Here is a 12,690-nt window from a genome sequence, read left to right on the forward strand (position 1 = left end):
TTACTTAGGTAGATAATACCGTAATGTTTTAATTTGATTTGGGCTTTTTGATGGTTTTCAGAATATCTCGCCAGCTAATTATACCAACAGGAATATTGCTACTATCAACAACGGGTATACAAGAGATATTATTATCTAAAAATAATGCGATAGCATCATGAACACTTTGCTCTTGTTGAATGCAGATAGGATTTCTGGTCATTATTTGATGAACTTTTTTATTTAACGTTGCAACATCATTCATTTTTTCAGCAGCAGTACCTATTTTGGGGCTGATAGCTTTCAATAAATCTCTATCAGAAACAACGCCAAATAATTTATTATGTTCAACGACCAGTAAATGATGAAACTTAGTATCTGAAAACTTCTCACCAACAACGGTTAGATTGTCATCGAGCTCTATGGTTATAACGGGAGAAGTCATTATCTGTTTAACGCTCATTATATTCTCTCTTAAAACTCTACTATGCAATTATGTGAATTACAGCAGTAATTATGTTGTAATTCACATACCTGATGGAAGTTAATAATGCATCGCTAAATAACCACCTATTAATAATATAGACTATCAAAAGGTGGTTTAGGCTAATTCAACAAAATTAAACATATGACTCGTTGCTATATTGACCATTTATTCTAGGTCGGTAATTGATCGTAGATCGGTGTGTCATTTAACACTGCATCCCAATTACATTTACTATCGGCAAAAATATGTGCTTGAGGTGTAATTTCTATATCAGTATCTAAACAACCCGCGGGCATTATAACGAGATCACGAGCTTCTACATGCAAAGGCATTAACGAACTACAGGTAGCGCAAAAATTACGCGCAAAATTAGTGTCTGCATGTCGATAAAAACTCAAATTTTCTTTTCCGCTTAACCAATTCAATTTAGCGCCTGGGGCAAATACATTAGCACAATGCGCTGAACCCGATGTTTTTCGGCAGAGGCTACAATGACATAGGAAGAATTTTTTAAACTCTCCTTCCATTTCAAATTTAACCGAACCACATAAACAAGAGCCTGAATGAGTTTGTGTCATTTTATATTTCCTTCTAGATTTATTTTTATAGTTTTATCTAAGAGCGTGTTATCTATCAATAAATTTCATAGTAAAATATTTTTTTTTAGATTAGTAGCTTATTTTTTTCATAAAAACAGTGAATAACTAGGTACTACCTAGTAAAAAATTGTTCACTTAATAATAAACCTGACACTCTACTCACAATTTTGGCCGTCAACGGTCTTGATTTTAATACTGCTTGTGAACCAAAACCGACAAGTAAATATACGATTGCAGAGCTAAAAATATGAATTAACCCTAAGACAATAATTTGAATTGATATCGACCATGATGCTGTTGAATCGGTAAACTGAGGTAATAACACATGAAAAAGTAAAAAACTTTTGGATTTAGTCCACTAACACATGTTCCTTTTGTTAACCAATTTGCTTCATGTGGTTTCGGAGGATCTTCCTGAGTACCAAAAGCTTTATGATGAAAAACTATCTGCGATACCAGGTGTGCAACGCTTAATTTCAACAATTGTTATGAAAAACGTAGTACCAGAGAGAGCGTACCCAATTTTATAGAAAATGTTGATAGAGATAAGGCTTGTAGATAAACATTATTTACCTGTGCATGAGTTTATAATAAGTTTAATTTGGTTTAATGACGAACAGATAATAATAGTTAGCTAATCGTTAAGATTTACAAGCCAACTATTATCATCAATATTACGCTATCGCTAAGCGTGATTATTCTGATGTTGTAGGATCGATTATCGCTCTCACTTGTGAAATTGAATTAGCAGGAAATCCCCCCATATCCGCATGTTTTTTCACTGACTCAGCATCAGGTGCAATGTATACACAATAAATTTTATCATCGGTCACATAACTATGTACCCATTGAACTTTAGATCCGAGTTCTTCTAATACACAACAAGATTTTTGAGAAATCCCTTGTAAATCATCTCCGCTTAGCTTTCCAGCACCTTCAATTTCTCTTTCTATTACAAATTTTGGCATGATATCTTCCCCATATTTAAATTGATTCAAAATAAAAATTAACACTAATTTTACGCAGTGGTGTGTAGAATAATTCGAGCTTGTCTTATTAGTTTATAATTGCGTTGAATAATTCTAACTAAACAACTCTAACGCGATTATTTTATTTTCACAATAATAAAGCTTAAGGCTTATTTCAGGTTGCTACTCACATCAGTAGGTATCTAAGTGAATTACAATAAATTTTCCATTTCTTTAATGAGAACGACATGACACCCCTTCACTTTTACTCATTATAACCTCCTATTCTAAAAAGAATTAGCGTATATTAGCTGGCATAATAAACATAGTATTAAACAGAATGGACAATAATGAATAAGCAACCAACCTTGTTAGATCGTATTACAGTTGAACCTAATACACCGGCGACAGCGTGTGTTATTTGGTTACATGGTTTAGGTGATTCAGGCGCCGGTTTTGCACCTGTGGTACCTGTATTAAACCTGCCTAAAGACCATAGTATACGATTTGTTTTTCCTAATGCACCAAAGCAGCCAGTTACCATTAATAATGGTTTTGTTATGCCTTCTTGGTACGATATTAATAATAACAATTTGCATAATAGAGCTGACATGACTGGTGTTCTTATATCTGAAGCCCTAGTGCGTGCATTAATCAATGAACAAATAGATAATGGTATTGCTGCAAGTAATATTGTTTTAGCCGGTTTTAGTCAAGGCGGTGTGATGAGTTTGTTTACCGGCTTACGGTTTGAACATAAATTAGCGGGTATACTTGCTTTGTCATGTTATTTACCAATAAAAGATCAATTACCAAGTGAATTAAGTGCAGCCAACAAAACAACAGCAATTTTACAACATCACGGTGAACAAGATAATGTGGTTCCGTTATCTTCTGGTAAAATGGCAAACGAATTAATGAAAAATAATGGCTATAATACGCAATGGAAAACCTATCAAATGCCGCATAGTGTTGTACCAGAGCAATTAAATGATATTGGGCTTTGGCTAACTAAGCAGCTTATTAAGTAATTACCTATCGAGTAATGAGCTATTGAGTAATCATTTAACTGAAAAGTACATTTTAGCGCTTGATAACGGCACACAAAGTATTCGTGCTTTGTTATTTGACCTTGATGGACAATTAGTGGCTAAAAGTAAGGTTGATATTGAACCTTACTTTTCAAAGCAACCCGGTTGGGCTGAGCAAGAGCCTAATTATTATTGGCAAATGCTAACAAAGGCTTGTCATGAACTTTGGCCCAAGCTTGATGAATTAGCGATTAAAAAATCACAAATTAAAGCTGCTGCACTTACGTGTCAACGAGCGACTATGGTTAATCTAGACGCTAATGGCTTACCTTTAAGACCAGCAGTTGTGTGGTTAGATCAACGAGAACAAAAAACCTTAGATAAAATGAGTTGGTACTGGCGAGCTCTTTTTAACTTGGCAGGTGAAAAAAATACCGTTGCGTATTTTAGAAGTCAGGCTGAAGCCAATTGGATTAAACATCAACAACCTGATATTTGGCAAAAAACACATAAGTTTATGCTACTGTCAGGTTTTCATAGTTTTAAATTAACAGGAAACTATGTTGATTCTGTCTCAAGCCAAGTTGGTTACCTTCCCTTTAATTTTAGAAAGCATCGTTGGTCAGTATCATTAGATTGGCGCTGGCAAGCACTGCCGATTACTAAAAGTATGTTGCCAACATTAATTCCTTGTGGTGATGAATTAGGTAAAATTTCTGAACAAGCGGCAATTGATACTGGTATGCCAAAAGGCCTACCACTTATTTCAGCAGGCTCAGATAAGGCGTGTGAAGTATTAGGCTCTGGCTGCTTAACTCCTAATGTTGGCAGTTTAAGCTACGGCACCACTGCGACTTATAACACCACAAATAATAAATATGTCGAAGCAATCAAACGGTTACCTGCTTACCCTGCAGCAATGCCAGATAATTATAATACCGAAATTATTGTCCAGCGCGGATATTGGATGGTCAGTTGGTTTAAACGTGAGTTTGGTTTAAAAGAGCAACAAATTGCTGACTACCAAGGCATTATGGTAGAAAGCTTATTTGATGATCTACTCAAGCAAGTACCCGCAGGGTCTATGGGGCTCATTTTACAGCCATATTGGAATCCCGGTATAAAAACACCAGGTCCTGAAGCAAAAGGAGCAATGATTGGGTTTAGCGATGTTCATACTCGGGCGCATATTTATCGAGCAATAATTGAAGGCATAGGTTATGCCTTACGTGAAGGAAAAGAATTATCAGAAAAGCGATCAAAGGTTAAAATAACTAAGTTAATGGTCTCTGGTGGCGGCTCACAAAGTGATGAAGCTATGCAAATTACTGCAGATATTTTTGGTATGCCGGCGCAACGACCGCATACATATGAAACATCAGGCTTAGGAGCTGCAATCAATGCAGCAGTTGGTATTGGCTTGTTTGAGAATTATCAAAGTGCTGTAGAAAAAATGACCCATGGTGGTGATGTTTTCACACCAATAGCAGAAAACAAAGCAATATATGATGAGCTTTATCGCGATGTATATCGAAAGATGTATGTTAGATTAAATCCTTTATATAAAAGTATTCGTAGCATAATTGGCTATTCAAAATAACATGTAGAATACGAATATTACGAATTTAATGTCGCTTAATAAAATAAACTCTATTAGATTTAAATATTATTTATGTCTAATGCTCTATTAGCCATTAACTTACGTGTTATAGCAGGTATATCTGTATCAACTTCTTCATTTGAATCAATAAAAGTTAGACTTTCATCAAGATAATCCTCTTTTATACTTGTTGATGCTTCAGTGTTTATTTGTTTATCAACATTAGAGTCAATACCTGAAGCAACAATTAAAATTTCTATTTCTGAAGAAAGATTAGGATCTAAAGTGACTCCTGGTACTATCAGTACAGATTTATTGGTGATTTTTTCTCTGATGTGATCAATTAAGCCATTGTAAGTCGAGAGCTTAGGCTCAGATTTACAAAATAGCTGAAAAATTATTCCTTTAGCTGTGTCTATATTCGCGATAGAAACAAGCGGATTATTTAAAGCCTGATCCAGAGCTTCATAAGCTAGCTCTTCGCTATCGGCTTTACCCACACCTAAAATTGATTCGCCTTCATAGGAAAGAATACTGGAAAAGTCATTTTTATCAACATTCACATAGCCAGTTTCAGTTAACATTTGCACTAACGAGACAAGTAAATTTTTGAGTACTTCATTACTTTGATTAAAAGCTGAAAATAAACCAACACTTTCCCCTAACCCTTTTAGCAATAGATCATTAGATAAAGTGATATAAGCATGAATAGGCGCTTTAATTTCTGCGATGCCTTGTAAGGCGAAGTCCATACGTAATTCACCTTCAGATTCAAAAGGTAGAGTAACAATTGCCAAACAATTAATATTCAGTTCTCGCGCTATTCTTGCAACTAACGGACTTGCTCCGGTACCTGTACCACCACCAAATCCAGCAGTGATAATAATAATATCGCTTCCTTTAATAGCATTGAGTAATAAGCCCTCACTTTCTTGTGCTGCTTTTAAACCAACATCTGGATTCGAACCTGCGCCATAACCTTTAGTCAGATCTTCTCCAATTAATATTTTATTTTCTACTTGCAGAGAGTTGAGCGCAGCTAAGTCTGTATTAATGGCAATTAAATTAACACTGCTAGCTAAGTTATTTTCATACAGCATATTAACGGTATTACAACCACAGCCACCAATGCCAACAACAGTAATTAATAAATCTGGATTTGCATGAATCAATTCTTTCATAACTTTTCCTAATCAATACTTGGTCACTTTTAAAATTTATTACCGAGAAATCGTTAGGATTATATGTAGAATATAACCAATAAATTTTTCGATTTGAGATTATTAAACCCCATCTATATTACTTCATTATAAGGATCAATTTTCTAATCTGCCACACTATTTATAACTCTAGCGTTATAAATAGTGATTCAGTTTAACGAATAATCGAATAACTAAATTAAAAGCTAAATTTACTTATTCGATTATTTTTTATTCTTTTCAATAGTCGTTTAAAATGAGAGTAAACGTTCACTTTTTATACCGTGGAGTTATCAGGGTTATCAATAGTTAGACAAATAGGGTTATCAGGGTTATTGAACAATGCTAATTTAGGGTTATTGGGGTTGTGTAGTTATTGACCTTTAGGGTTACAAGAGTTATGTTTAATTAACGATCAAAAATTGTACAAGGAATGAAAAATGAAATATGTTGTTGTTTTTGCTAATTTACAAAATTCGGCATTATATCAGGTAACAGTGCCAGACCTACCCGGTTGTAGTGTTAGTGTAGAATCTATTGATTTAGGATTAGAAAAAATAAGGCAAAGCATTAAAAGTCATTTGGCTATTCTTGCTGAATATGGGGAAAAAATCCCATCAGCTTTAAGCATAGAAAAACATAGACAGCAATATGCTCTCGACAATCCACATACATATTCTCAAGCTTTTTGGGCTATTGTGGATATTGATATCAGTGCATATTTAGGAAAAAGTCACAAAATTAATGTTACGCTACCTGAATTATTGATAAAACAAATTGATGAACGGGTAAGTAAAAGTTCACACTACAAAACCCGTTCAGGCTTTATAGCCAGTGCTTGTTTAATAGAGTTAGGAAAACAATAATGTTGAGTTTATTAAGTATTATGATGAACTAACCTTTTAAAGCACTCACCTACCCTTTCCGCCAGTTTATTAATATTTTATCTTTGTCGATGGGGAAATATAATTATGTTAACTACTTAACTTAACAACCAAGCCTGAATATAAACGATAGGTTGCTGGGTAAATATTATTAGGTTTAAGAAAATCTTTATAATGCTCTGTCATAGCAAACCACTTATCTTTACCTGACAAGCCTCGATTCTTCTTTTTGGGTAAATGATTGGCCCCTAAGCCTTTTAGCTCCCTCGCTAAATGAATAACATTTTTATAATCAAGCGTAACATCTTGGCATTTGTGCGCCACGATATTTGAGTGTGATGTATTAAAATATTGGTCAAGCTGCTCTTCTGTCTTAAAATCAATAACATGTTGATCATCATCTACTTTTTTCCATGATGATTTTAACTCGTGTAATGTACCATCAACTAAGGTAGTAAAAACAATGGTGCCACCTGGTTTAAGTACTCTTAACATTTCTTTAATGGCAATATCAAGCGGCTGACACCATTGCAGCACTAAATTAGAATATATAAAGTCGACAGTTTCGTTTTGTAAGGGAACTTTATGTGCATCGGCTTCAAGCCAAACTATATTTTCATTTCGACAACTTTTTGCAAACTCAAGCATTTTTTTAGAAAAATCTAACCCTATAACTTGGTCATAGGATGATGCTAATACATCAGTAAAAAAACCTGTGCCTGAGCCTAAATCAAGTACGGTAAGTGCACTTTTTTTGGGTAACCAAGGCATTAAATGTTTTCCAGAAAAACGTTGTAACCTAGCTGAAATATCATAAGACTTACTAGCGGAGCCAAAACTCTCCGCTATTTTTATTTTATTTTTATTATTTAACTTTGTTATGCTCATTTACTTAACGGCCTGTTTAATTTATACTTTAACTTATTGATATACTAGATAATAATAACATGACGAACGAGTAACACGTAACCAAATGAATGGTGGTTGAAATCATTTATAGGAAAATTTATATTAAATAACCCACCTTTAACCGCGCAATATTATTATCTTTATATTTTCATCTAGAACTACACAACAATACTTTTATGACTGTCATAACCCAATTGAAAATATGGTCGTTACTACCGTTGAAATAGCATAATAGCATTTGCCATGATAATGACTTTGACTACCTATATCGTTGTTCGAGTAAGTACTATATTGTTCAAGGGAACAAAATAATGCCACATTTACAGCAAAGCCACTAGAGAATAATTATCATTTAAATTTATTAAAAGGTAGATAAGCTTTATTTTCTGAAGTTTTATAAATATAAAAAAACCAGTCGTTAAACTTGAGTATAACTCAAATTTAACGACTGGTTTTTATTTGAAACCTCTTATTCCAACCTAACTTGCTATGTGATCATTTCTACTGGTTATAATAACGATGAAGTTGCCCGTTTTTTACATATAAAATTGTTCACTTAATGAATGAAGCTGTTATTGTTGTACCTACTTTACTTGTTAATTTTCATAGGGCGACAAAGATTTTAATCAACAGTTTGCTTCGTAGAATAAATCTTTATATTGGTCATTAACCAAAGATGTTTTAAGGGCGAGCTCTTGTGATACGCTTTCATCAGTAATTATTTCAGTATTGATACCGAGTTTGCTAAATAATAGTGAATCTTGATCTGTTTCCGGATTTTGAGTAGTTAGTAACTTACAACCATAAAATATTGAGTTAGCCCCCGCTAGGAAACATAAAGATTGCATTTGCTCATTCATTTCGGCTCGTCCTGCAGACAGACGTACATGTGATTTTGGCATCATGATACGTGCAACTGCAATACAGCGAATAAAATCAAAACTTTCTAAATCATCAACATCTGCTAGTGGCGTCCCTTCTACTTTGACCAACATGTTAATTGGCACACTTTCTGGCTGCTGGGGTAAATTTGCTAATTGTACTAATAGTGAGCATCTATCAGTCGCACTTTCTCCTAAACCAACAATACCGCCACTGCAAACTTTCATACCTGCACTACGTACATGTTCTAATGTGTCTAGCCTATCTTGATAAGTACGTGTGGTGATAATTTGATCATAATGCTCTGGTGATGTATCAAGGTTGTGATTGTAATAGTCAAGTCCAGCATCTTGTAGTTGTTTTGCTTGCACTTTATCTAACATACCTAGGGTCATACAAGATTCTAATCCTAAAGCCTTAACTCCTTTAATCATCTCTAACACTATTGGCATATCTCGAGCTTTAGGATTTCGCCAAGCAGCCCCCATACAAAAACGCGTTGACCCCATTTCCTTAGCTTTTGCTGCGGCTTCAAGTACTTTTTCTAACTCAAGTAAACGCTCTTTTTCTAAATTTGTTTTATTACGTGCACTCTGTGAACAATATTTACAATCTTCAGGACAAGCACCAGTTTTAATTGATAATAACGTACTAACTTGAACTTCATTTGCATTAAAATGTTGTCGATGAACCGTTTGTGCTTTAAACATTAAATCATTAAAAGGAAGATCAAATAGTGCTTGAACCTCTGTTACAGTCCAATGATGGCGAAGGTTGTCATTATTTTCTGAATTAGCAGGAAGAATTACTTTTGACATGATTACTCGATTACATCTAATTAAATTAGCGAATAGTCTAGTCGGCGCCTCTTGCTTGTCAATACACGCCAGCCATTTATGTTGACATGCGTACAAATAAAAAGCATGTTATTCATAACTGAGTTAACATTTTTGGAAGGTTAATTTATTTCAATGTTTATGGCTCTCCCGAAAGAGCAAATACTGATATAAAATCAGTTATAACATGATTCAAAAAACACTATTCTTGGTCGTTAAAATGTGTTGTAGAATTATTAATAGCCATAATAAGTTAATAATTAACAGGAAATAAGCACTATAATTTGTATTATCACTACGCCTTCTACTTCGGTATTTATCTATTAACGTAGATGTATAAATTCCCGCAGCACTAAACCAGATAACAAGATATAAATATCCTGTTAACGGTGTTAACCAAAACTGTCGCACTTCAATATCATGGTAACGTAAAACGCCATAATCTGTTTCGGGGGCAACGAAAAAAGAAATAATCACTGAGAAAAAAAAAGCAAGCCAACTACAAGCCGTTAATGTTCTTGCTAATGAGTACCAAAAGTCAGCCGACTTTCTACGTTCTTTTATTGGTCGTCTTTGCTCTATTTTCATCATGTTTCTACTTTTTTAGCCAATATTATTATTTTTTTGAAATATAGTTTATTAATTTAGTAAGTTTTACTTGTTAAACATAATAGTCACGGTAACATAACCACCTTAAAAAATTCAGTACATTTGATACAATATAAGAGGTCATTACATGTCAGTTATAGCAATTACTGATGTATTAGCAGGCAAATATCCTGTTAATGAAACTATCACCGTACATGGTTGGATTAGAACTCGCCGTGATTCAAAAGCAGGTATTTCTTTTTTAGCAGTTCATGACGGATCATGCTTTGATGCAATTCAAGCTATCGTACCGAGTGATCTTAATAATTATCAAGATGATGTTCTTAAGCTAACTACGGGCTGTGCTGTTAAAGTTACGGGTATATTAGTTGAATCACCGGGTAAAGGTCAATCTTTTGAAGTTCAAGCAACAGCAGTGGAAGTACTAGGATTTGTTGAAGATCCTGATACTTATCCAATGGCTGCTAAACGCCATAGTATTGAATTTTTACGTGAACAAGCGCATCTACGCCCACGTACAAATATTGGTGGTGCTGTAACACGTGTTCGTAACTGTTTAGCCCAAGCTATCCATAGATTTTTACACAGTAAAGGTTACTTTTGGATCAGTACACCACTTATTACCGGTAGTGATTGTGAAGGCGCCGGCGAGATGTTCCGTGTTAGTACTTTAGATATGGAAAACTTACCACGCAATGACGCTGGTACAGTAGATTACAATAAAGACTTTTTTGGTAAAGAAACCTTTTTAACCGTTTCTGGCCAATTAAACGTTGAAACTTATTGTAACGCGTTATCAAAAGTGTATACATTTGGCCCAACATTTAGAGCAGAAAACTCTAACACTTCTCGTCACTTAGCCGAGTTTTGGATGGTAGAACCTGAAATCGCGTTTGCTAATTTATCAGATGCTGCCGATTTAGCAGAAGAAATGCTTAAATACGTATTAAAAGCTGTGTTAGATGAACGTGCTGATGATATGGCCTTCTTCCAACAACGTGTAGATAAAACAGTTATTGAAAGATTAACCTCTGTTATCGAAACAGATTTTGTTCGTTTAGATTATACCGACGCTATTACTATTTTAGAAAACTGTGGTAAAACATTTGAAAATCCTGTTTCTTGGGGTGTAGATTTAAACTCAGAGCATGAACGTTTCTTAGCTGAAGAACACTTTAATGGCCCTGTTGTTTTACAAAACTACCCGAAAGATATTAAGTCTTTCTATATGCGATTAAATGATGACGGAAAAACTGTTGCCGCGATGGACATTTTAGCACCTGGCATTGGTGAAATTATTGGTGGTAGCCAACGTGAAGAACGTCTTGATGTCTTAGATAGTCGTTTAGAAGAAATGGGCTTAGATACTGCTGATTATAGTTGGTATCGTGATCTTCGTCGTTACGGCACTGTACCACATTCAGGTTTCGGCTTAGGTTTTGAACGTTTAGTTGCTTATGCTACTGGTATGCAAAACGTACGTGACGTTATTCCGTTCCCAAGAACACCGAATAACGCTTCGTTCTAGTAGCTATTAATAATGTAGGTTGGAATTTATTCCGACTATTTATGTCGATATCTTGTTAAACAAGAGTCATGTCGTATTAAAGTACAACCTACATTTATTTCCAATAAGTTACTTTTTCTTCAAAACTCTTACTGGCTTTCAGTCCTTGTTCTTTACAAGGTGTTCCAATATATAAAAAACCTATAATTTCATCTTCTTTATTAACACCTAAGCCCTGTTTTACTTGTTCATTAGAGGCTAGTTCACCTGTACGCCATATTGCCCCAAATCCTAAAGTATAAGCTGCCATTTGCATTGCATGAGCACAGCAGCCAGCAGTTATTAGTTGCTCCTGAGTCGGTACTTTTTCATGTTGAGTAAACTCTGAGCTAATGACAATTACCATTGGCGCTCGAAATGGCATTTTTGCAATTTTTTCAAGGTTAGCCGTTTGTTGATCACTGCTAGCAACAAATAAATCGCTTAAACGCTGTAATCCGTCATCGGTTATTACCGTAAAGTGCCAAGGTTTCAAACAAGCATGATCAGGAACACGCATACCTGCGGCTAAAATTTGTTCTAATGCTTGCTTATCTGGTGCAGGTGAAGTAACTAAAGGGTTAGACTGACGCTGTAACAGTAATTCAATGCCTTTCATAAATAAAATATATAAGTTGGTAAACGATAGTTAAGTGTATAACGACCATTTCTTTTACGCACGACTTTATTCAATAAAATAAATCATTTACTCTTTGTATTATTGCTTGACTTAACACGTAAGCAACAGCACTATAATTTACCTATTAAGTTTAAGCCATTTGACATTTCATAGGTTACTTAATACGGAATCTTATTTAAAGCGCTTTGTAATAGTAAGGTTCTAAATGACATGTTTAATAAATGATGACGGTTTAATACCTAATAAATATATTTTAAAAATTAAATAAGTAATTACCATAATGAACGTTTTTCATACAAAGCAAGCCTTGGTGCTCAATCAAAACTTAATTTTGTTAACGCGATGTTGGCAAAGTCAGGTTATTCGACTGTGGCCAAATTATGCGGAGCGTTCAAGTTAATAATAGATAGTTTAGTTAACCATAATATTCAAGCCGCAGAAATCCTCTTTTGCGGCTTTTTTATATTCCAACTTTTATTGTGATAAATAAAACATTCCGTAAAAGACACTGTAATCAACAA

Annotated in this window: 13 protein-coding genes; 5 read left to right on the forward strand and 8 right to left on the reverse strand. The window is 34.5% G+C overall.

Annotated elements, in window-relative coordinates:
• Positions 1-28: 28 nt before the first annotated feature.
• Entirely contained in the window at positions 29-442 is a 414-nt protein-coding gene (locus KO509_RS15020; RefSeq protein ID WP_215974089.1) for a CBS domain-containing protein, read from the reverse strand.
• A gap of 194 nt (positions 443-636) precedes the next feature.
• Positions 637-1,044 carry a GFA family protein gene (locus KO509_RS15025; RefSeq protein ID WP_215974090.1) on the reverse strand — a complete coding sequence of 136 codons (408 nt, stop codon included), beginning with the start codon at positions 1,042-1,044 and terminating at the stop codon, positions 637-639.
• A 386-nt stretch (positions 1,045-1,430) separates the two neighbouring features.
• Between KO509_RS15025 and KO509_RS15030 the strand changes: the two genes are divergently transcribed.
• The gene (locus KO509_RS15030) at positions 1,431-1,595 is read left to right on the forward strand and encodes an Lrp/AsnC ligand binding domain-containing protein (protein ID WP_215974091.1); all 165 of its coding nucleotides are present in this window, start codon (positions 1,431-1,433) and stop codon (positions 1,593-1,595) included.
• Between the two features lie 165 nt (positions 1,596-1,760).
• Here the strand turns inward: KO509_RS15030 and KO509_RS15035 are convergent, their stop codons facing one another.
• A complete protein-coding gene (locus tag KO509_RS15035) occupies positions 1,761-2,033 on the reverse strand; it encodes a DUF4242 domain-containing protein (protein WP_215974092.1) in 273 nt (90 codons plus the stop codon).
• A 350-nt stretch (positions 2,034-2,383) separates the two neighbouring features.
• On the opposite strand from KO509_RS15035, the gene KO509_RS15040 reads away from it, so the two are divergent.
• Both KO509_RS15040 and KO509_RS15045 read left to right on the forward strand, forming a co-directional pair.
• Complete coding sequence (locus KO509_RS15040; protein ID WP_215974093.1) at positions 2,384-3,064, forward strand: carboxylesterase; 681 nt, start codon at positions 2,384-2,386, stop codon at positions 3,062-3,064.
• Positions 3,065-3,086: 22 nt separating this feature from the next.
• Positions 3,087-4,664 (forward strand): FGGY-family carbohydrate kinase, encoded by a 1,578-nt coding sequence (locus KO509_RS15045; RefSeq protein WP_215974094.1) that lies wholly within the window; start codon positions 3,087-3,089, stop codon positions 4,662-4,664.
• 59 nt (positions 4,665-4,723) lie between these two features.
• On the opposite strand, the gene KO509_RS15050 is transcribed toward KO509_RS15045, so the two are convergent.
• Entirely contained in the window at positions 4,724-5,845 is a 1,122-nt protein-coding gene (locus KO509_RS15050) for a cell division protein FtsZ (RefSeq protein ID WP_215974095.1), read from the reverse strand.
• 458 nt (positions 5,846-6,303) lie between these two features.
• On the opposite strand from KO509_RS15050, the gene KO509_RS15055 reads away from it, so the two are divergent.
• Positions 6,304-6,729 (forward strand): type II toxin-antitoxin system HicB family antitoxin, encoded by a 426-nt coding sequence (locus KO509_RS15055; RefSeq protein ID WP_215974096.1) that lies wholly within the window; start codon positions 6,304-6,306, stop codon positions 6,727-6,729.
• 108 nt (positions 6,730-6,837) lie between these two features.
• Here the strand turns inward: KO509_RS15055 and bioC are convergent, their stop codons facing one another.
• The 3 genes from bioC to KO509_RS15070 form a co-directional block, all read right to left on the reverse strand.
• Complete coding sequence (gene bioC / locus KO509_RS15060) at positions 6,838-7,635, reverse strand: malonyl-ACP O-methyltransferase BioC (RefSeq protein WP_215974097.1); 798 nt, start codon at positions 7,633-7,635, stop codon at positions 6,838-6,840.
• 647 nt (positions 7,636-8,282) lie between these two features.
• Positions 8,283-9,356 carry a biotin synthase BioB gene (gene bioB, locus KO509_RS15065; protein WP_215974098.1) on the reverse strand — a complete coding sequence of 358 codons (1,074 nt, stop codon included), beginning with the start codon at positions 9,354-9,356 and terminating at the stop codon, positions 8,283-8,285.
• 210 nt (positions 9,357-9,566) lie between these two features.
• Positions 9,567-9,965 (reverse strand): hypothetical protein, encoded by a 399-nt coding sequence (locus KO509_RS15070; protein WP_215974099.1) that lies wholly within the window; start codon positions 9,963-9,965, stop codon positions 9,567-9,569.
• Between the two features lie 145 nt (positions 9,966-10,110).
• Between KO509_RS15070 and asnS the strand changes: the two genes are divergently transcribed.
• Positions 10,111-11,511: an asparagine--tRNA ligase gene (gene asnS, locus KO509_RS15075; RefSeq protein WP_215974100.1), complete on the forward strand. Its 1,401-nt coding sequence runs from the start codon at positions 10,111-10,113 to the stop codon at positions 11,509-11,511.
• A gap of 94 nt (positions 11,512-11,605) precedes the next feature.
• Here asnS and KO509_RS15080 read toward each other — a convergent pair whose 3' ends face one another.
• Positions 11,606-12,148 (reverse strand): NAD(P)H nitroreductase, encoded by a 543-nt coding sequence (locus tag KO509_RS15080; RefSeq protein ID WP_215974101.1) that lies wholly within the window; start codon positions 12,146-12,148, stop codon positions 11,606-11,608.
• Between the last annotated feature and the right edge of the window lie 542 nt (positions 12,149-12,690).

This window comes from Colwellia sp. C2M11 (genome assembly GCF_018860915.1).
GTDB lineage: Bacteria > Pseudomonadota > Gammaproteobacteria > Enterobacterales > Alteromonadaceae > Colwellia.